This window comes from Staphylococcus sp. 231237_7MaSpsaltlick, from assembly GCF_043107035.1.
The window spans coordinates 107,282-129,152 of the sequence record NZ_JBICNX010000003.1 but is presented as its reverse complement, the minus strand read 5'-3'; the positions used below and the strand labels follow the sequence as shown (position 1 = coordinate 129,152).

19 protein-coding genes and 1 pseudogene are annotated in these 21,871 nt (G+C 32.4%); 18 read left to right on the top strand and 2 right to left on the bottom strand.

Going from position 1 to position 21,871, the window contains the following annotated elements; all coding sequences use genetic code 11:
• The first annotated feature begins 10 nt into the window (after positions 1-10).
• The 17 genes from ACF91D_RS06575 (at position 11) to ACF91D_RS06495 (ending at position 18,479) form a co-directional block, all read left to right on the top strand.
• Positions 11-5,293, top strand: a complete 5,283-nt coding sequence (locus ACF91D_RS06575) for a peptidoglycan DD-metalloendopeptidase family protein (protein ID WP_392436721.1) — start codon at positions 11-13, stop codon at positions 5,291-5,293.
• Between the two features lie 13 nt (positions 5,294-5,306).
• Positions 5,307-6,131 (top strand): phage tail family protein, encoded by an 825-nt coding sequence (locus ACF91D_RS06570; protein ID WP_232161350.1) that lies wholly within the window; start codon positions 5,307-5,309, stop codon positions 6,129-6,131.
• An 8-nt stretch (positions 6,132-6,139) separates the two neighbouring features.
• Positions 6,140-7,723 carry a phage tail protein gene (locus tag ACF91D_RS06565; protein WP_232161351.1) on the top strand — a complete coding sequence of 528 codons (1,584 nt, stop codon included), beginning with the start codon at positions 6,140-6,142 and terminating at the stop codon, positions 7,721-7,723.
• Positions 7,716-8,282 carry a hypothetical protein gene (locus ACF91D_RS06560; protein WP_392436718.1) on the top strand — a complete coding sequence of 189 codons (567 nt, stop codon included), beginning with the start codon at positions 7,716-7,718 and terminating at the stop codon, positions 8,280-8,282. The genes ACF91D_RS06565 and ACF91D_RS06560 overlap by 8 nt, the downstream gene beginning before the upstream one ends.
• Before the next feature lie 12 nt (positions 8,283-8,294).
• Positions 8,295-10,223, top strand: a complete 1,929-nt coding sequence (locus ACF91D_RS06555) for a phage baseplate protein (protein WP_392436716.1) — start codon at positions 8,295-8,297, stop codon at positions 10,221-10,223.
• 17 nt (positions 10,224-10,240) lie between these two features.
• The gene (locus ACF91D_RS06550) at positions 10,241-11,719 is read left to right on the top strand and encodes a BppU family phage baseplate upper protein (RefSeq protein WP_392436714.1); all 1,479 of its coding nucleotides are present in this window, start codon (positions 10,241-10,243) and stop codon (positions 11,717-11,719) included.
• Entirely contained in the window at positions 11,719-12,129 is a 411-nt protein-coding gene (locus tag ACF91D_RS06545; RefSeq protein WP_232161355.1) for a DUF2977 domain-containing protein, read from the top strand. Before ACF91D_RS06550 ends, ACF91D_RS06545 begins: the two co-directional genes overlap by 1 nt.
• Positions 12,104-12,265: an XkdX family protein gene (locus ACF91D_RS06540; RefSeq protein WP_232161356.1), complete on the top strand. Its 162-nt coding sequence runs from the start codon at positions 12,104-12,106 to the stop codon at positions 12,263-12,265. The genes ACF91D_RS06545 and ACF91D_RS06540 overlap by 26 nt, the downstream gene beginning before the upstream one ends.
• Before the next feature lie 36 nt (positions 12,266-12,301).
• Positions 12,302-12,724, top strand: a complete 423-nt coding sequence (locus ACF91D_RS06535; protein WP_232161357.1) for a hypothetical protein — start codon at positions 12,302-12,304, stop codon at positions 12,722-12,724.
• The gene (locus ACF91D_RS06530) at positions 12,711-13,106 is read left to right on the top strand and encodes a hypothetical protein (RefSeq protein WP_232161358.1); all 396 of its coding nucleotides are present in this window, start codon (positions 12,711-12,713) and stop codon (positions 13,104-13,106) included. The genes ACF91D_RS06535 and ACF91D_RS06530 overlap by 14 nt, the downstream gene beginning before the upstream one ends.
• A gap of 45 nt (positions 13,107-13,151) precedes the next feature.
• Positions 13,152-13,463 (top strand): phage holin, encoded by a 312-nt coding sequence (locus ACF91D_RS06525; protein ID WP_392436857.1) that lies wholly within the window; start codon positions 13,152-13,154, stop codon positions 13,461-13,463.
• Positions 13,463-14,056, top strand: a complete 594-nt coding sequence (locus tag ACF91D_RS06520) for a CHAP domain-containing protein (protein ID WP_392436711.1) — start codon at positions 13,463-13,465, stop codon at positions 14,054-14,056. The genes ACF91D_RS06525 and ACF91D_RS06520 overlap by 1 nt, the downstream gene beginning before the upstream one ends.
• A 53-nt stretch (positions 14,057-14,109) precedes the next feature.
• Positions 14,110-14,655 (top strand): NUMOD4 motif-containing HNH endonuclease, encoded by a 546-nt coding sequence (locus ACF91D_RS06515; RefSeq protein ID WP_392436710.1) that lies wholly within the window; start codon positions 14,110-14,112, stop codon positions 14,653-14,655.
• A 307-nt stretch (positions 14,656-14,962) separates the two neighbouring features.
• Positions 14,963-15,814 (top strand): SH3 domain-containing protein, encoded by an 852-nt coding sequence (locus ACF91D_RS06510; protein ID WP_392436708.1) that lies wholly within the window; start codon positions 14,963-14,965, stop codon positions 15,812-15,814.
• Between the two features lie 1,017 nt (positions 15,815-16,831).
• Positions 16,832-17,263, top strand: a complete 432-nt coding sequence (locus tag ACF91D_RS06505; RefSeq protein WP_232161359.1) for a hypothetical protein — start codon at positions 16,832-16,834, stop codon at positions 17,261-17,263.
• Positions 17,257-17,670 (top strand): hypothetical protein, encoded by a 414-nt coding sequence (locus ACF91D_RS06500; RefSeq protein ID WP_232161360.1) that lies wholly within the window; start codon positions 17,257-17,259, stop codon positions 17,668-17,670. The genes ACF91D_RS06505 and ACF91D_RS06500 overlap by 7 nt, the downstream gene beginning before the upstream one ends.
• Positions 17,667-18,479 (top strand): hypothetical protein, encoded by an 813-nt coding sequence (locus ACF91D_RS06495; RefSeq protein WP_232161361.1) that lies wholly within the window; start codon positions 17,667-17,669, stop codon positions 18,477-18,479. Before ACF91D_RS06500 ends, ACF91D_RS06495 begins: the two co-directional genes overlap by 4 nt.
• Positions 18,480-19,531: 1,052 nt before the next feature.
• Here the strand turns inward: ACF91D_RS06495 and ACF91D_RS06490 are convergent.
• Positions 19,532-20,581, bottom strand: a pseudogene (locus ACF91D_RS06490) (tyrosine-type recombinase/integrase).
• Positions 20,582-20,642: 61 nt separating this feature from the next.
• Positions 20,643-21,140 (bottom strand): hypothetical protein, encoded by a 498-nt coding sequence (locus ACF91D_RS06485; protein ID WP_232161292.1) that lies wholly within the window; start codon positions 21,138-21,140, stop codon positions 20,643-20,645.
• Positions 21,141-21,522: 382 nt separating this feature from the next.
• Here ACF91D_RS06485 and ACF91D_RS06480 point away from each other — a divergent pair, with 382 nt between their 5' ends.
• Positions 21,523-21,843: a nuclear transport factor 2 family protein gene (locus ACF91D_RS06480; protein ID WP_107528018.1), complete on the top strand. Its 321-nt coding sequence runs from the start codon at positions 21,523-21,525 to the stop codon at positions 21,841-21,843.
• The last annotated feature ends 28 nt before the right edge of the window (positions 21,844-21,871 follow it).

The window sequence follows — 21,871 nt, the reverse complement described above, 5'->3', positions numbered from 1 at the left end:
GAGGATGTAAATGGCAGGTGATATAAAAGGATTTACTATAGATTTAGGGATTGATACCTCGGATATTGATAGAGGAATGGCTAATTTACAACGTAAATTAAAAACAGCTGACGCACAAATGAAAGCAAATTTATCAACTTTTGATAAAGCCGAAAAATCAGTAGATAAATACGGAACAGAACTTGAAGGTTTAAATAAAAAGCTTACACAACAAGGTCGTGTCAGTGAAGAATCACAGAAAAAATTGGATAAATTAAGAAACGCACAAGAAAACATGTCTGACAAACTTAAAGAATCGGCTGTGAACGCTCAAAATGCGAAAAAGCGATATGATGATTTGAGTAATTCATATGAAAAGATGAATAATGAATTAAAAGAACATCAATCTAGTGTTAAGTCTGCACAAAATGCTCAAAAACAGATGCAAAACACTGTTACAGCATTAAGTGCTAAAATGAAAAACGCTAAAAGTTCTGTAGATGAATTAGAACAAGAATTCAAAGAGTTGAGTGAATCAGGAAAAGCATCTAAAACAGAATTAACGTCTTTAAGTAATCAATTATCTAAGGCCAAGGTTAACTATAACAACCTTTCTAAAGCAGTTGATAGTGCAAAGAAAGATTTAAATGAATCTAAAATAGCCACATCTAATGCGAAAAATGAATTACAAAAATTCAGTGACGCAAATAATGATGCTATGGTTAGTGCTAAAACTGCAATGACTGAAGCTAAGAAAGAAGCAAATAATGCTGAAAAATCTTACGCTTCTTTGAATCGAGAAGTCGGCCAATTACCCGCTAAGTTAGATAAAGCAGAAAAAGAAGTTTATGAAAATGCATTAGCTTATAATGTTTTACAAAACAGAATTAATGAAACTAATGACGAATTATCGAAGTTACAACGCAAACAAACAATCATTGGTGGCATTGGCGTAGCAGCTGCTGCAATGGGTCAACGTTGGGAAGAAGTTAATGCTAAAATCAATAAAATTGGTAATAGTTTTAGAAATGTTGGTTATGTTGTCAGAGGGATTGCTATGGGTGGATTGATTGCGAACATTTCCGCTATTATTCCGGTTGCTGGTAGTGCAGTAAGTGCCATTGCTGGTATTGGTGGTGCTGCAACTGCAGCTGCTGGTGGCGCTATTGGCTTGGGTGGCGCATATGGAACTGCATTAGGTGGTGTTATGGCATTCACAGGCCAAGCGACAACAGCACTAAAAATGTTAGAAGACGGAGAAATACGTGTTACTAATGAAGTCAGAAACTACAAAAATGTATTAAGTGGCTTACAAAACCAATGGAAAGATCTAGTCAAAGCAAATCAGGCTGCAATTTTCAACACAATGGCTAACGGTATTAATATTGCAAGAATTGCTTTAACACAATTAACACCTTTCATTACACAGACTACTAACAAGATTGCTAATGCATCTAAAGAAATGCGTAACTGGGTTACCTCTTCAGAAAATGCGCAAAATGCCTTCAAACTTATTAATAATATAGGACCTCCTATATTCCAAAATTTACTCAATGCAGCAATGCGTGTTGGTGATGGTATAACTCACATGTTTACAGAATTTGGTCCACTATTTACATGGACTGGTAAAGGTATTGAAAGCCTAGCTAATAAATTCAATGCATGGGCAAATAGCACTAGTACTGATAAAGGAATTGCTCAGTTTATAGAGTATACTAAAACGAATTTACCTGTTGTAGGACAAATATTTGGTAATGTATTCAGCGGTATAATCAGTCTTTTTCAAGCTTTTAGTGGTCATTCTCAAACAGTAATGCAGGGTATGGCAGGAGTAACTAAAACATTTAAAGATTGGGCAGCTAATTTATCTTCTACTGAAGGATTTAAAAACTTTATAGCTTATTTAAATCAAAACGGCCCTAAAGTTTGGCAGTTATTAAAAAACATTGGCAACATTATTGTTGGTTTAGTTAAAGGTATGGCTCCAGTTGGTTCGGTAGTGCTTAGTATTACAACTGCTATTACTGGATTTATTGCTAAGGGTGCGACGGCAAATAACACAATGGGGATGATGACAGGTATATTGACTGCTGTAGGTGGCACATTAGCAGCAATCATTCCTATGTGGGGCGTATATAGAACGGTAATGGGCAGTGTAACTATAGCCACTGGTGTAGCAAGAGCAGCAACAGTTGTATATCGTGGTGTTATGAGTGCTGCACAAACCGCAGCCATAGCATATATGTATGCTACTAAAGGATTAACTGTTGCGCAAATGGGGCAAGCAGTTAAGTCAAAAATTGCTGCAGCAGCAACAGTGGTGTGGACAGGAGTTACAAAAGCAGCAACTATAGCAACCAAAGGTTTAGGTCTAGCTATTAAATTTATGACAGGTCCTATAGGATTAGTTATTACCGCTATTACTGCACTAGTAGCAGGTATCGTTTATTTATGGAAGAACAATGAAACTTTCCGTAATTTCGTGATTAATGCTTGGAATCAAATTAAAGCTACTGCCATATCAGTATTTGGTTTCTTAAAACCTTATATTATCGGTATTTGGAATGGTATCAAAAATGTAAGCATTGCAGTTTGGAACGGTTTGAAAACTGCAGCAATTGCAACGTGGAATGGCATTAAATTTGCTATACAAAATCCAATTCAAGCATTAAAAATTGTTTTATCTGCAATATGGAACGGTATAAAAGCAGCAGCATTATGGGTTTGGAACGCAATAAAATCAGGTGTTATAAAAATCGTTAAGCTTTGGATAGCTGCAATGAGATTATATATCACTTTGATTAAGACGGTCGTTACTACAGTTTTCAACGCAGTTAAGAATTTTTCAATTAGAGTTTGGACATCTTTAAAAAATGGAGTAGTTCGATTAGCTAAATTATTATATACAGGTGTGACTAATTATTTCAAACTTGTAAGGAAAGTCAATTCTGTAATTTTTAATGCAGTTAAGAATTTTGCACTAAAAGTTTGGACTTCTATAAAAAATGGTGTTATTTCAAGAGCTAAGTCATTGTGGAATGGTGTTCGAAACACTTTTAACGCTTTAAGAAAAGGCGTATCCGCAATTTTTAATGGTGTAAAAAATATAGCTTACAAAGCATGGAGCTGGATTCGTAATAAAGTAGTTAATTATGCTAAATCTTTATGGAACGGTGTACGAAACACTTTTAATTCTTTAAGAAAAGGTGTTTCGAATATTTTTGGAAGTGTTAAAAATAATGCTATAAAAGTATGGAATACAATTAAAAATAAATTAACTGGAATTGCATCAAGTATTTGGAATTCTGTTAAGAAAACTTTTAATAACATGAAAAATGGTTTGAAAGGGATTATCGACAAAATCAAAGGTCATATCACCGGAATGGTAAATGCAGTTAAAAAAGGTCTGAATAAACTTATTGAAGGCGTTAACTGGGTTGGCGATAAACTTGGAATGAAAAAGTTACCATCTATTAAGTTGCATACCGGTACTGACCATACTAATACTACAACTAATGTTGTGAAAAATGGTAAAATCGCTCGTGACACATTCGCTACTGTTGGCGATAAAGGTAAAGGTAACGGACCAGGCGGTTTCCGACATGAAATGATTCGTTATCCAAACGGTAAAACAGCTATTACACCTAATAGAGATACAACGGCTTATCTACCACAAGGATCAACTGTTTATAATGGTGCTCAAACTTATAGTGCGCTAAGTAGCAGTCCAGCTTTTTCAAATGGAACAATGCCTAAGTTTCATAATGGTACAAATAAAAAGAAACATTGGTACGAAAATGTTGCTGATAAAGTGACAAAAGGTGTATCTGATTTTGGTAAAGGAGCAGGGCAAAAATTCCATGGTGTAAAAGATAAAACATCAGAATTTTTAGAAGGTGCAAAAAGTGTCGTAGGTAAGGGCACTAAGTGGCTCGGCGATAAAGTCGGAGACGTTATGGATTGGGTAAGTAAACCTGGAAAGTTACTAAATAAAATTTTAGAAGGTTTCGGGGTAGACATGAAATCTTTTGGTATTCCTAAAGGTGCAAGCTTACCTTTTGATATGATGAAAGCGATGTTTGGCAAATTAAAACAAAGTGCTACTGATTTGTTGAAAAGCTGGTTAGAGGATGCTCAAGGTGGAGAAGGAGATGCTAGTTGGTTATTCAAACATCCAATATGGCAAAAATTCGGTAACTACACCGGCGGATTAAATTTTAACGGTGGTAAACACTACGGTATGGACTTCGGAATGCCAATAGGCACTAATGTTAAAGCAGTTGCAGGCGGTAAAGTTTCTAATGTATGGACTGATTACGGTGGCGGTAAGTCAGTAGAAGTTCAATTAGGAAAAAACATGTGGAATTGGTATATGCATTTGTCTAAGCAATTAGTTAAAAAAGGGCAAAAGGTTAGTGCTGGTGATTTAATTGGTAAATCAGGTGACACTGGTAATTTCGTACGAGGAGCACATTTACATTTCCAATTAATGAAAGGTGATCACCCGGGAAATGATACAGCTAAAGACCCAATGAGTTGGTTGAAAGGATTGACTGGTGGAGGTAAAAAAGCAGCTTCTAAATGGGCACCAGAAATTCGAAAAGCAGCCAAAAGAATGAAAGTTAATTTATCTAACAAAGAGTTACAAGGTATCATAGCTCAAATACAACGTGAATCTAATGGTGATGCTGGTGTAACTCAAGGTAACATAGGCGATATAAATAACTTGAGAGGAACACCAGCGCAAGGTTTATTACAATATGTACCTAGTACTTTCAAATCCTACGCAGTTAAAGGTCACGGAAACATTAAAAGTGGTTATGACCAATTACTTGCATTCTTTAACAACTCTAACTGGAAACGTGATTTACCTTACGGCAAAAGCGGTTGGGGTCCAACAGGACATAGACGTTTTGCTACAGGTGGATTAATAAAAAATTCTGGTTGGTATAATATTGCTGAAGCAGGCTATCCAGAATGGGTAATTCCTACTGATCCTAGTAGACGTAATGACGCTATGAAATTACTTGCTTTAGCAGCGCAAGATATTCAAGGCGGAAAATCTACCACAGGTAATAAACGACCTAACAATTTAAAATCACCTAGTACGTCTAATGACGATTCTATGCTTAAAAAGGTTGTAGAACGCCAAGATGAACAAATTAATCAAATGCATCAAGCTATTGATTATCTAGCTCAATTAGTTACAAGTACGATGAATATCGAACAACAAGATAAAGGTTTCAACACAGATGATGTGACTCAAGCTATGGGTAAAAAACAAAGAATAAGAGGATATAATTACGGTCTGTAGGAGGTGTAAGTTATTGAAACAAACAGCTCGTATGTTTAATAATAAATTCGATATTATGATTACAGACTTACCATATTTGAAACTATTAGATTTCAGAGAAGAAGATGTGGAAGTTCAAACGAATAATATTGAGATGAAAGGCAGAGACGGTGTTATTCCAGGTTTAAGTACATTTGGACCTTTTAAATTAGTTTTAAGATTCTATTTTAAAGGCCATGATATAAACGATTATAATTTAATGAAACACAAAATGAGAGGGCTCCTATTCAAAAGGGAGCCTTATTATATTGTTCATTCTTTTATGCCTGGTAAGAAATACGCTGTTCAATGTGAAAGTAATGCTATAAGTGATGTTAATTCAAAAGCCGGGGAATTTGAAGTTACTTTTAATGTGATTAAAGGTTATTCAGAGTCATTAAAAGACACATTAGATACTGATTTCCTTTCAGATAATTGGCAGTTTGAAAATGGTTTAATCACTGATAGAGATATCAAGTATCAACATAACAATAAACGATTCGAAATTTGGAATGGAAGTTACGATGCGATAGATCCTCTAAAACACAAATTAATAATAAGAATAAAAGCAAATGCGCCAAACGGCTTTAAAATGACTAACCACATGAATGGAACAACATTTACTTATACAGGTGCTTTGAAAGAATATCAAACACTTGTTTTAAATGGCGTCCATCCTATACTTGGAGATAACAGAGTCGGCATTAACACTGAGTGGGATTGGATTGAGTTAGACCCTGGATTTAATAACATAGAAATCGATGGTATAGGAGTTAGTAATGTATCAGTCGAATTTCAATTTGATTTTATTTATAGGTAGGTGAGTAAATGAAAGAGTTAATACTAATGAACCGAACAGGAAGCTATGCGGAAATTTTAAAAGACTATGATTTATCATCATTCAAATATGAATATGAAATAAATAACGAACGTTCAATTTCATTTACTGCTTATAAAGCAAGTGGAAGCGAAGATATTTTTGATATGTTAGTAAATGAAAATTACATCGTTTATGAAGATCAGTATTATGTTATAAAATCCACATCACTTAAATATGATAGTCAAACTGTGTTTGTTGAAATAGTGGCAAAACATATATTTATGGAGTTTCAAAATCATTTTATAGATAAAGATATTGAAAGTGAAGAATTAAATACTGATATGGATGACGAGAGTGCACCAAATTACACTTTAAAGCAATACCTAGACTTTGGATTTAAAAACAATAATCTAGGTTTTGAGTATGAAATCATTGGCGTGTTTAATGGCGTTGCTCCTGTATCTGAATTAGGTGGTCAAAATGGAATGGAGTTTATCGTTGCAGGTTCTGAATACTTTAATTATATTTATTTTGCGGATAACAAGAAAATTTATTTTTATCATCCAGAAATGTTTTATCAAATGTCAGATATACCTATTATATATCGTGGTAATTCAGATGAAATGACCGTAGATATAACAACTACTGATATGAAAACTTATATCAGAGGATTTGGTAAAAAGAAAACAAAATCCGAAACAAATAATTATAATCCAATCAAACCACCCGATTTGAAATACAATGGTAATTTTTTTAAAGAAGGTACATGGAGAGTAGATACACCTAATAGTTACTATACAAAAACATTTACATGTAAATGGGGTAACGAAACATTAACTTGGGGACTAAAAAAAATGTCTCGTGGTGGAATGATTGATGTGTATTTTGATGATAAAAAAATAGGCACCTATAGTTGTTATAGTAAAACTTCAAGAACAACACAAATTGTAATTGCTAACAATTTAGAAAAAGGAGAGCATACATTTAAAGCTGTGTTTAAAGGTCCAGACCCTAGCGTTAAATATAAAACAAAATCAGTTATGTATGTAGGTACTGAAAAAGGTAACGTTTTAAACTTAACAGCTAAATTGAAAGGTAAAGATGTTTACTACGCCTATGATGAATATAAATCGCCTAACACTTATGAAGCATTTGGCAAGATGACAGCACCTACTTTGTTTGATGATACTGTAACTACCAAAAGTGCTTTAAGAGAGAAATTAATCGAACAATTGAATGATGAACCAACGATTGAATTATCTACTAATTATTTAGGAGATACATTTGAACGTAGGTATATAACAAATGAAGATTTAAAAGAAAATAATTTAGTTCGATTTATACACAAACCATTAGGATTTAATACAGATTTAAAAATAGTTAAATTAACCAAATTTCATCCGTTCATGGGACAACCTGTAGAAGTAGAATTTAGTAATGCTAAAAAAGACATTATTGATATACAAAATCAAATCGACTTAAGAATGAAACGAGCCACAAACTCAATAGCTAATGGTAATTGGAATGTTAATAACAATGTGAAAAGTAATTATTTTACAGATGTAGTTGGGAGTGTGTTATCTGATGGCTAATGAACCGATAGTATTTATGAAAGATGATAATGATGTAAATTTTTATCCACTTGTTCACGTAGAAGGAATACAAGGATGGCCGGATAATTTAAGTGATTTAGATATAGATAGTTTAAAAGAAGAATTGTCTGGCGTTAATAGTCAAATGGTTGGAATTCAATCACAAATTAAAAATCTACAGAGTGTAGTGGAAAACATGCCGACAGTCACAGGCACTGATTGGCAAGATATAACTTTGAATAGCGGTATAACTGAATATAGTATAGAAGAAACGCCAAAAGCCCGTCTAGTATCGGTTAATGGTGTTTCTTTTTTATCGCTTAAAGGGGCTGTCAAAGGATTAAAAGGTTCAACTACTATAGGAACATTACCGGCAAATATGATTAATAATATCGTTGATGCTAGACCTTTTGTACAAAACACTTCAAAGACAAGTGGTACAACTAATTTTGCTAGATGGCGTATACAAACAAATGGCGACATAGTTTTGGAAGGTGCTACACAATCAACGATAGAAAACACACATTGGTTCCCTATAGGAACGACAGTAACATTATAAGGAGGACAACAGATGGGAAGATTAAACCTACAAAAAAGTTTAACAATTACATTAGGTCAAGATTTTAGAAATCAATTACACACAAACTTTTTAAGAGTAGAAGATTTTAGTAATCAATTCTACAATCAATTTAGTTACCATAAAAATGAAGAATTAAACGCGCATGGATCAGAACAAATTACGGATAAACGATTTAAAACTGTAGAACGTGGATTAAACATTATAAACAAACGTTACAACAATTTAGTGTTATCCAAAGGTAAAAACAGTTTACAAGAGGTGAAAGACGCTCGTCTCGATAATGAAGGAACAGCGCATCCAACGCTCTTTGATAGATTACAATCAGATTCAACAAGATTCGAAACAGATAAAAATGAAATTATGGCATCAGTAGAAGATGCAAAAGAAAAAGTGTTAGCACAAGAATTTGCTTTCGATATACCTAATCAAGATTGGCAATATCTTACAAATTTATCTCCATTTGTAAGTAAGGTTATGCAATCATTCCATTTAGATTATAAGACAGGCGTTTTTTATATGACACAAGCTTATGATGGAGATTATATGATTTCTAAACTACAATCAAACGGTGCTCCATTATCAAAAATGCTTATCAAAAATGGAGGTCATGGTACCCATAACGGTTACCGTTGGATAGACGATAAACTTTGGATTTACTCACATATTAAAGACGACGAAGGATTTAATAAACTAGTCAGATTCTCATACAGACCTAACACAGAATTTTCGTATGGAGATTATGATATGGAAGAAGTATTTACAGGTCATCCAGAGTTACCTTATATTACACCTATTATCAATGAACACGAAGGGCTAATGCTATATAGAATTGAATATCCTGAATCAGAGTGGGAAACAAGAAATTCACGCAACTATATTGAAATTAGAAAATTAGAAGATGTTGATAATAGAGTAGATAAAGTGCTTTATAAAATGGATATACCTTTAAGGCTGACAGAAAAAACTCAACCTATGCAAGGCGTGACTTTCGATTCCGAAAACTTATATTGGTACACAGGAGATTCAGACCCTAATATTCCAAATTTTGTAACTGTGTTTGATTTGAAAACGGGAAAAGAGCTATATCAAAAACAAGCAGATGTAGGGAAAATTGGGAATGAGTTTCCTGGTAATTTTGCAGAAGCTGAAGGCATGCAGATGTACTACGATGAATCTACAGGTAAAAAAGCGCTATTAATTGGTGTTACTGTAGGGAAAGTAAGTTATCGTGCACATCAAATACACGGTATTTTCATGAGAGATGTTTATAACAAATTAACAGCACAAAGCACCCCAGTATTAATGACAGAAACAGGTGGTAGAACTAAAACATTCCCACTTTCTGAATATGTTAAATTATCCGATGTTACTGAACCTGGTTATTATTATATGACAACGGTAGATACACAAAATTTAACTGATTTCCCATTACCTAAAGTAATGAGAGATGCTGGTTGGTTCTTAGAAGTATCAGCTCCGAACGTTGCAGGTGATGTGAAACAAACATTAACAAGAAATAGTTACTCACGTGATTTAATGATATTCCAAAGAATGGTTTCTATAGATAAGATGAACGGACAAGGTCAGAATTATACTAATTGGAATCTAGTAAAATCATCAAGCGTGAATAGTCCTGCCGAAAGTGTGCCTGGTCATATTACCGATATGAATCAATTAGGCATTATAACTAATAAACGATGGTATATTGATACGAAACGTTCAAGTGAATTAAAGGATCACCCTGCACCTGGTATAGCAGGATGGACATGTGACGTAGAAAGCGTAACATCAGGTAGATTTAAAATTGTATTGTCCCGTGTAAATTCTACGGCAGTGGGTCAAACATATGAAGCTTATTTCTCTACTGAAAAGAATGAAAGAATTTCACCTTGGACATTATTCGAGGGCAAAATAGTATAATGAGAGGAGACATAACTATGTCAATGGATAAAATAGCCAATTTACAACTTGAAACAACGGCCCAATACCAAAGTTTAAGTAAGCTCAATGTTCAGTTTTGGAATCAAGATAGAGAGACAGCAATACTACAATTTAAAATCACTAGAAATGACTATCCGTTAGCTTTAAGTGAAGAGAACGTTAAAGTTTTCATCGCGCTTGAATCAGGGGATAGTTTTTTAGTAGACGAGAAATTGGATTTTGTAGATCAACTAAATGGCGTTGTGAGTTATACAATCCCTGACGACTTTATGAAATTAGCGACAGAAGTTAAAGGGCAAGTGTATGTAACGACTCTAGACGAAGAAGAAGTGGTTGTACAAAGACAATTTACATTTAACGTTGCCAATGACCTAATTGCAGACTTACCCGCCGAAGATAAAATTAGAGAGTTTAAATACTTTTCTGACATGCGCGCAGAAGTCGCTGAAATGATGACGAAATTAAATAATGACTTTGAAAATATGAACGACTATGTTACGCAAGTACAAGATACAACACAAGAAGGTATCACGGCACTCACAAAACTCATCAATGATAAAGAGAAAGCCTACAACGATAACCACGTCGCTAAAATGCAGGAATTAGACGACAAAGGCACAGCGTATAGTCAACAGCTAGATGAAGATAAGCAATATATGGATGAAAAATTTGAAGCGTTTAAATCTTCGGTAAATGGTAGTGGATTAGTTACAACAGGACAAAGTAAAGATTGGCAGAAGTATAAGTTGACAGGTAATGATGGTAAACGTACGTATTTAGACAATCTTTCGAAAAATATAGAAACATATCCGCCAGGATATTATGAATGTGTTGTACCTGCTGGTTCAAACAACTTCAATATGCCTATTATGTCAAACCAAGCGTCATACTTTGCCGAAGTGAATATCACAGAAGGAAATAACTCACGCAAACAAATTCAAGTAATTGTGAGTTATGACAACGATATTTACCAAAAAACTATCCATAGTGGTGGCGCGGATAGAGGTTGGAAAAAAATTGGTATATCAAATTCTGAAAATCCTCTTGAAACAACTCAAGGCTCACAAGCGAAAGCTAACACAGCTGAAAATAATGCCAAACAATATACAGATGAAAAGTATAATAAGCGTAATAAAATTTTATTCGAAGGTACTGCAAGTGGTGTCGGTACTGCCATTAATTTAGATGAAGATTTAGACAATTTCATAATGTTATATATTATTGGAGACTTTCCTGGTGGTGAGTTTTCTGCATTAGGTAATCCAATTGGCACACGTAACATCAATATTAACACTGATAATATCGTAGGTTTGGAGGCGACAGACGCAATAAGCTATGAATGTACATTGAAGAAAATTAATAGACAAAAATTAGAAATTAATTCAGACAATTATGTAAACATTTTAACTGGCGAAGGGTCTGGTGCTAATGCTAACAAATTTACCATTCAGAAAATTATAGGGGTGTATAAATAATGAGAATATTAATTAATAAGAAAAATGAAATTATTGATTACGCCATAGTTGGTAGTTTGGATGGGGATTTTGAAATTGATGATTCAATAGTACCACAAGACTTTATGATTTATTTCAAACCTAAACGTTATTTGTACAATAAAGGGACAATTGAAGTAAATAGTGACTTTGAAGAAGAAACTGAAATCAATTTGCCGACCTTACCAACCACAATTGTCACACCTGGTACAGATGAGGAACTACGTGTAATGTTCGCAACAATGCAAGTACAGTTAGTGCAAGCCAATACAATGGTTATGCAATTGTCTAAACATAACTCTCAATTATCACAAGAGTTAGTAAGATTAAATCAAGCTATAGATGATATTAAAGAGGTGGATAAAGATGAAGATGCTATTTCCGAAGTATGAAGATATCAAAACAATGTACGGTTGGGGTTGTTACACGAACAATCAAATAAAATGGTTTGTAGATATGGAAGTTATAGATAAAGAAGAATACGCATTGATTACAGGAGAGAAATATCCAGAGTCACAGGCTGAATAGCTTGTGGCTTTTATTATATAGAAAGTAGGTGAATCTATGGAAGGTAAATTTGAGTTACCACAAAAGCTAGCTACTTTATCTTTATTTGGCTTAGGTGTGTTTGTAGATATAAGAGGTGTTTATTGGTTTGTTAACCAAGAATCAGTTCTGAACGAAAGCGAATTCTACAGAGCACTACATGAAGTTATGCCGATATGGTTATGGGGATTCTTGTTACTCGTTTTTGGCGCATCTTTAATTCTAGCTAGTTTATTCTTTGGGAAACGTTCAATCAATAATGTTTCTAACTACTTTATGTTAATTGGTGGAACAGGAAGTGCTATTATTCATTTTCTTATGGCATCAGCAGGTATATATAACTCAATTAATTGGCTAACTCCATCACAATTTGTTGTTATGACGGCTTGGCTAGGTTTTGTCGGTTTTATGGGCGGTGTAGATATTTATGGCAGAAGATAAATATGTACTGCGTCATGAATGGGAAAACTCACGGGGGAAGATTCACCAACGTATTAATGATGTAGATAAAAAGCATACAGATAGTTATAACCAACTTTTGAATAAAGTAGATCAACAAACATTATTACAACAGAAATCCTTTGAATCACAAGAAAAGTCAGAGAAACATTTAGAAAAGATTAGTGAATCTTTGACGACGGTTGGTACACGAGTGACAGATTTAGAGTATAAAACACAAGCACATGGAGAAAAGATAACAAGCTTACAAGGACAATTGGACGCGGAGACGAAAGGTAACAGAGATGTACTAATCAAAATTATTGGTACAGCTGGTGTTGTCATCGTCCCACTCATTGGACTAGTAGCACAATTATTTAGATAAGTCGACTTCGGTCGGCTTTTTATTTTGGAGGTTAAATTTATGAAAATGACAATCGGTGCAGCAGTTAGATTTATCGTATTAATTTTAGCATTAATTAACCAGTGGTTAGCGACTAAAAATATTAGTCCTATACCGGTGGATGAAGACAGTATCAGTTCAATCTTATTAACTATCGTAGCGTTATATACAGCTTATAAAGATAATCCAGTGACTAAAGAAGGTCATGAAGCAAACATTGAAATGAAACAAAAGAAACTCGATAAAAAGCAAGGGACAACACCAACAGTAGATGCAACACAAGATAATAAAGATGGTAAAATTTTCCACGATAGTAAAGATAATGGGGGCATACAATAATGACGATTACAAAGACTAAAAAAGAAGCAGTCGCGTATCTCAAGTCATTAGAAGGTAAATATTTAGATTATGATGGTTGGTGGGGAGCACAATGTTACGACCTAGCAAACTTTTATTGGTCACACATCAGTGGTAGAACATTACAGGGCGCACAAGCTAAGAATATACCGACAGATAATAATTTTGATGGCTTAGCCACTGTGTATGAAAATACGGTTGATTTCAAAGCACAGGAAGGCGATATTGTTGTATTCAACAGTAACTACGGTGCTGGTCATGGACATGTAGCTGTCGTGTTAAATGGGAATTATGATGGTAACTATATGCAATTTGTATCATTAGATAACAACTGGCAAGGTGGAGGATGGACTTCTGGACCTGAACAAGGTGGAAAAGGTTGGGAAACTGCAACAAGAGTTGTCCATAATTACGATTTCCCTATGTGGTTTATCCGTCCATTATACAAAGGAACAAAACCTAATAAACCATCTAAACAAAAACCTAAGAAGCTGATATACAACCGTGATACAGTAGCAAGAGCAAGCATACTTGGTAAACGTGGATATAAGCCTAAAGGTGTAATGAATGTGTAAATTCTCATAAATTATAGTATGATAAACCTATATAATGATGTAGGAGTGTTGTCATGGAAGAAATATGGAATGATATAGAAGGATATGAAGGCTACTATAAGGTTTCTAATAAAGGCAATGTAAAGTCTTTAAAAAGAACAGTTAAACATGGTGGTTCCGTTACTAGAACTTTTCCTGAATTAATTTTAAAGCCAAACAAAGTAAATTTTGGTTATCTTCAAGTAACTTTGAATAAAAACGGCAAAAGGAAAAGTAGATATGTACATAACCTAGTTATGGAGTCTTTTATAGGCCCTAAAAAAATAGGTTATGAAGTGAATCATATAGACGAGAACAAAGAAAATAATAATTTGGACAACTTAGAGTACTTAACTTCAAAAGAAAATAATAACTACGGGAAAAGAATTGAAAAGTATGTAAATAGTGCTACTAATGGAAAAAGAAGCAAAAAAATCAGAGGTACTCACATTGTCACTGGAGAAATAGTAGAATTTCCATCTATATCAGAAGCTCAACGTCAAGGATATGTAAATCATATTAGTGATGTAATACATGGCAAACGAAATCATACAAAAAAATTCAAATGGGAGTTTATATAAGCACTGCATGTATAGCGATATATATGTACTAAAAACATAAATTGCTTTGAAGAACCTAAGAGCCTTAATACCACAATAAAGCTGAAAAGACTTTATGAAGGTTTAACAACATTAAGGATTGGTTTGTTTAGCAGCACTATCCCTAAGTCATAGTGATAAGGGAAATGTTCAACGACTAGAGGATTGCGTCCTCGTAGGGTTCAAGTGAACTCGAAAGAAGAACTATCTCACGTAGATAGAAACATATAGTCTGGTCACGTTCTGTAATGGAAGTGCTAGGACGGCCTAGAGCTAGATTAACGACCTAGTGAAACAAAACGTAGTACTACACAATGATGCAGGTAGTGGGACAGCTATGAACTATCACGATCAATTAGTTAATGCGAGTGAGCAACGTCTTGAAGCTGGTATCGCACATTCATATATCAGTGGCAATCGTGTATGGCAAGCATTACCTGAAAGTTATATCGCATGGCATACGGCAAATGCTTATGGAAATAGAAATTACTACGGTATTGAAATTTGTCAGTCAATGAGTGCTAGCGATAAAGACTTTTTGGCGAATGAACAGGCAGCATTCCAAGAAGCAGCTAGACTGTTGAAGAAATGGAACCTTCCAGTTAATAGCGATACAGTTATCTTACACAATCAATTATCTAGTACACAGTGTCCTCATAGAAGTATGAAATTGCACGCTGGTTATTCTTCTAGTCAAATGGCACCAGATAGTGTTAAGAAGAAAACGAAGGATTATTTTATAAGCCAAATTAAAGCGTATTACAACGGTGAAATTCCAAAAGGTTCAACTGATAAAGGAAGTTCAAAACCAAGATCAAATGGTTCTACAAATGCCACTAACACTGATTGGAAACAAAATAAATATGGTACATGGTATAAAGCAGAGAGTGCGACATTTACAAATGGCAATCAACCAATTATCACAAGAGTTGATTCTCCATTTACAAGTGCACAATTTGGCTATAATTTCCAACCAGGTGGTTATGTGAATTACGATGAAGTATGTTTACAAGATGGTCATGTGTGGGTTGGTTATAATTGGAATGGATATCGTTACTATTTACCAATAAGAACATGGAACGGAGCAAGTCCAAATAGTTCGAGCTATGGTTTAGGTGATTTGTGGGGAGTGATTAGTTGAAATATAAAAAGTAAATTATATAAAAATTAAAGTAGACAACTTTAATATAAAGTATTATTATTGATTTACAGATATAACTATCTTTTTAGAGTGAGTCTTCAGACAGCTTACTCTTTATTTTATAACTAAGAAGTTTTATACCTTCTCATTTAAATATACTTGTAAAAATTACTTACCACTCTTCTGAGTGGTTTTTATTATTGTAAATTTTATTAAAATTTGATAGTATGTTTTTGTCTCTTTCATACCCGTTATTTTGAAAGAGCAGTCCTGTTAATATTTATCATTACAATTAGGGTGAGCAAACCCTGGAAAGCATCTCCTTTGAGGTGCTTTTTCATGTTTATTTTAGAATTTTATGGATAAATAAAAACTAGAAGTGAGTATATGATTAAAGATCTCCACTCCACTTCATCTAATATATTAAATTCTTGTTAGGAAGTTGCTACTTATAATGATATAGGTAGCGACTTTCTGTATTGAATAAAAATCAAAAATTTGATAATATATTTTTGTCTCTTTCCAGTAGAGATTGACTGACATTGTAATCTAAGTATGACGATCACCTCGTTAGACACTTAAACAGGCGCTACGGCGCCTTTTTGTATTGTGAAAAAATAAAAGTTTTGCTAAAATATATTTTAGTCCTTCCGCATGAGGACATATTGTACGTATTATTGACTTTACTTTTATAGTGAGAGCAGGCACATGTTCCGTGTCTGCTCTTTTTTATATTGAATATAGATATTTAATTTGGTAATATAAATATGCTCTAGTAAGAGCACTTCTACTATCATGTTTAATTATTCACTGCCATCCTTATGGGTGGTATTTTTTATGCTATAATCAAATCAGATATCATATTATACAGGGTAGGCACTTATGTGCTTGCCCTATTTTAAAAATAATAATTCTTTAATAAAAAATGCTGAACAATCTATTTTTACAGGGTGAATTAATATCGGCAATGTGATATATTATAAATTATAATATAGTAAAAGTAATGAGGTGAGGTTTATGTTAAGTATAAAGGAATTAAAGAAAAAAAATAGTAACCTCGACAAAAATGTATTGATTGATGAATTTAAACAACAATTGGAAATGGAATGGGAAAGATCTCAAACGTTATTTGAAAATGAAGAGTTTAAAAATTATGTCGAGTATAAATTTAGAATATTGTATCTTTATGATGAAATTAAAGAATTAATTCAAGATAAAGGTACTGACGTTAATAATTCTTTTTATCAATTATATATAAAAAGGTTAAAAGCTAATGATAATATTCATGAATCAGCTTATTACAACTTTAAAGATATATTAAATCTGTTCTCTGACATTTTAAATAAATTAGATAAAAGCGAAGATAATAGTTTAGCTAAAAAGCATAATTTTAGTGCTGAAAATGATATTATTAATAAAACAAATACTACGGGGTTTGCTTTATGTTAAATAATTGTGAGTACGAATTTCAACTTTCAAATTTTAGTTTAAATAATTTATCATTAAAAAAATACAACGAAGAATTTTTATCATTTAGTAATCCTTATGTTATTAAATCTGAAGAAATTAATTTTAAAGTATATCCAATGGAAGAAAAAAACGATACTATAACGGTTTTGGCTAAATTCACTATCAATAATAAAGATTTTAAACTTAATATTGAATATATTGCTGAATATAATTCAAATTTAAATGAAACTAGCATTAAAAAAGAATATTATTCAATGTTAGAACCCGCTGTATTTGTAACTATATATAAATATGCGAAAGAAATCTCTGAAAAAGTCATTAACGAAGTAGTAGGTACTAAAGTTATATTTCCTATCTATGATAGAAGGAAGATAGAAAATAAATGACAGATAATATACGAATTCTACCTTCAATTAAAGACAGATATATTGATGAGAAATTATATATTCCTATTGCAAAGGCTAAGTATAAGCAATTTATGCACAACATAGATGACTTTATTTTAAAGCTAAATACAATATTACGAATCAATGATGAACTTTATTGTATTTTGTACGATGAATTATGCATGAATATAAATCATGATTTTATGAATTTTAATAACCTGACAAAAAACAGTCTTGTAGAACTATTGGAAAAGACTATAGTTCAAGTTGTCGAATTTTATGCTCAAATAGAAAGAGACATTACAGATGAAGAAGAAGAGTATATAGAATTAGCTTTTAAATATTTTGAAAGCGCCTTATTGAATTATAAAAATATACTTAATCATCAAAAAGGATCGGCTGACAAAATGAGAGGTATATTAATGGAGGCTTTAGGAATATCTATTTTCGGTACAACAAATGACTTTCAAGAAAATATTTTTGTATGGGATTTTAATGCTATAGAAAACGGTCAATTGATAAAGGTTAACAAAAGAGAAACTGCAGATATTTATTATGAGAATAAAGGTAATTCATATATATGCGAAATCAAATGTAGACCTAGTGGAGTAGACGAAACTCAAATAGATTTTATTAAATTTACTAAAGCAAGATTGATACAAGTAGAAAATTTAGCGTTAAACAACGTTATTCTGCATGGTGGCACTGCTGATGATTATAATTTTGAAAGAGTAAAATATAAAAGAAAGTTAGAAGATTTTACAATTTATCCTAAAGAAAATATAAAAGAATTATTAAAAATAATATGATGAGTAATATACTAGTTGATATCTTCAAGTTTTCCATTAAAAGTTATAAGATTAAGTACAGCCGTTAATTCGGCTGTTTATAATTTTTTTAACAAAGTGATTGAAAATTTTTAGAAAGTGCGTTAATATTTTACTTAAGGAAATAAACTATATGTTTGTAGGCCCTGTGTCGAAAGATATAGGGCTGAGTTTTCGTAGAAATTAATTAACACCCTCCCAACTGGTGGGTGTTTTATTTATAGGATCGTTGGGTAATATAACATTGTGGTAGTTCCACGCCTTCCATTAAAATTTATATATTAAGTACAGCCGTTAATTCGGCTGTTTTTTTATGTTTTAATAAAGATGTCAGTGGGTATTAATAAAATAGCTAATTGAATTCTGTTATTGTAAAATACACTCTTCTATACAGGTGCATACAATGTGCCTGTTTTTATGTTTAAGTATGATAAGAATGGTTATATACTAATAGGGAAGTTAGACCCATTTCTTCCCTGATTAATACTTTATAGTGATTGATCGCCTTTAGCAGCCATTAATTTGGTTGCTTTTTTATGTTTAAATGCTATTTAAAAAGGTATATGTTATGCGAGTTATTTTATAACTCAACTCCCATGACATGAGATTTTTCCCTGAGCAGCCATTAATTTGGCTGTTTTTAATGTTTAACTGTAAATTAAAAGGGTGACTATTAATTATACACTCATTCAAATTTTTTTCTTAATTTAAAAGTTATAATTACAACCGTGTAACAGCGGTTGTTTTTATTCTATAATAAGGTGTCATCTTGGTGGAGGACATTAAACCGTATCTTAATTGATGCGGTTATTTTTTATATAAAAGCCCACCTAAATGAATAGGTGGGTTTATTGATACTATTTTAAAATTTTGCTTACAATAAGAAGAACAAAATATTTAAGAAAATATAATAGTCACAAAACGGTCACGATAATGCTTTAAATACTGATTTTAAGCTATTTTAATTATCCCGCCGTCTCCATACATAAGCCCTTAAACAGTAGGGTTTCAAGGTAGCAAGTGTCAAATATGTGTCAAGAGAATAATTCTCTGACACGTTGACCTTGCTCTTTTTTATGTTCATCTAGTAGATGCGAATACGTGTCGAGTGTAATTGATATACTAGAATGTCCTAAACGTTTACTTATATATTCAACAGAAATTCCTTTAGAAAGTAAATACGATGTATGAGTATGCCTTAAAGCATACGGGGTAATAGATTCATCTTTTAATCCTATTTGTTTCTTTGCGAAATTAAAAGATTTTATTACAGCGTTGTGGCTTAATGTGAATAATTTACCATCAACACGTTGTGGTTGTTTAGCAAGTTTTGATTTAATTAATAAAATATCTTTAGTTGTTACTTCTACAAAACGATCAGCATTGCTTGTTTTTGTACCTCTCAAATGTATAATGCCTTCTTTACTATTTAAATCGACACTTGTCATATTAATAGCGTCACTATATCTTGCTCCTATTATCCCTAAAATATAGAGAAAAATATAACTCTGTTCTTCTCGAGATTTAAAATATTCTAGCAATTTAAGATAATTGTCTATAGTTATATATTTTGTAGATTCATCTTTTGCTTTTTTGGTCCCTTTAATATCAATTTGATAATTAGGGTCCTTTTTTATATAGCCATCATATACTGCGTCTCTCAGACAAGGTGATAAACAACCATTTACTTTTCTTACTGTTTCATCTGTACGCCCTTGACCAAAATCATTTAAGAATTTTTGATAATCTGTACGTTTAATATTGTTGATTAAGTAATTTTCACCAAACCATTCATTAAATAGTTTTAGTGAACGTTCATACCAATAGTATTGTTGTGAAGCGACGTGGTTTTATTTTTAATTTCCATCCAATCTTTATAATATGACTCAAAAGTTTTATTGTTTTCTAAGTTGTTTCCATCTTCTAAATCTCTAATTAATTGCTGTGCTGCATTCGTTGCCTCAGCTTTTGTTTTGAAACCAGATTTACGTTTTTTACCAGATTTAAAACTAGGGTGCTTAACATCATATTGCCATGATGTTGATGTTTTATTTTTACGTTTTTATAATTGTAAATGTTGCCATAATTATCAATTCCTCCTAAAAAAAGATAAAAATATATAGGCAGTAGGCACTGCCCGTGTGGTTATTCTAAGCCCATTTCTTTATTGAATTCTTCACTTCGTTTCATCATATCGTCAATAGATTCTCCAGTATCGTCTGCCATACCAGGTCCATTAGTCCTTGATTCAGCTTGTGCTTGATCTTCTTCTGTCCAATCAGCACTATAATTTGAGTTTTCATTTTGTCTCAATTCTTCTGCTCTTTGCTGTTCACTAAGTGTAAGTTGAGGTTGTTGTGCTTGTGATTGTTGCTCTTCAGTAAATTGTGATGCATTATCTTGTTGTTCATTGCTTACGCTGGCACTATCTTGTTGATTGTCCGTGTAGTTAGCTACTTGTTTATCACTGTCATTATTCTCTTTCTTATCCTCATCTGATTTTTTCTTATCTTGCTTTTTAGACTCTTTCTTTTTGTCTACTGTTTTAGTTTCTTTTTTGTCTTCTGATTTAGTTTCTTCTTTGTTATTGCATGCTGTTAACACTATAAAGCTTGTTAATAATAAGACTAAAATCTTTTTCATTCCACATTACTCCCATTCTCCAAGTTTTTATATTCAAACACACGTAGGAGAGAAAACTGTATTAAATATTCTCCAAATAATGTTTTAGTAAAAAATACTGATTAATTTAATCGAACAATCAATTAAAACGATAATTAAATTGTACTCTACTCAAGAGGTTTGTGTGATAACAAATACTTATCAATAAATACTATATAATAAAAAATACATTATTTGGAATGTTTCTATAGTACTATTGAAGTATTTCAATAACATTAAACATATAAAGCGTTTTTAAATCATATCTCGATGCAACACAGAGTGAATGTCAGAGATGATAATTTGCTAAATTAAGGTTAAAATATTTAGTGTATATAATTATCTTTGAAAAGAGTGATGCGAAATGATTGAATATGAATGGTTTCATTTAAAAAGTGATAATAGATCCGAAAATAAATTGCTAGATATTTTGCATCCAGCTTTTAAAGAATTTGGAAAATCTGGGGAAATTTACTACAAATCAGATATAGAGCGAGCTCAACTGGATAATGACGTTTACAAAATTACTAATTTTGTAGAATATTCATTGTCTGAGGACTGTGTATTATGTACATATACTTTGTTTAATACAACCAAAAATATTATTACCAATCGAAGTTCTATTTGGAAATACTATAAAAATGATTGGAAATTATTATTTCATCAAGGGACACAAAAGCATTGATAACTGATATGTGAATTATTTACTAAAT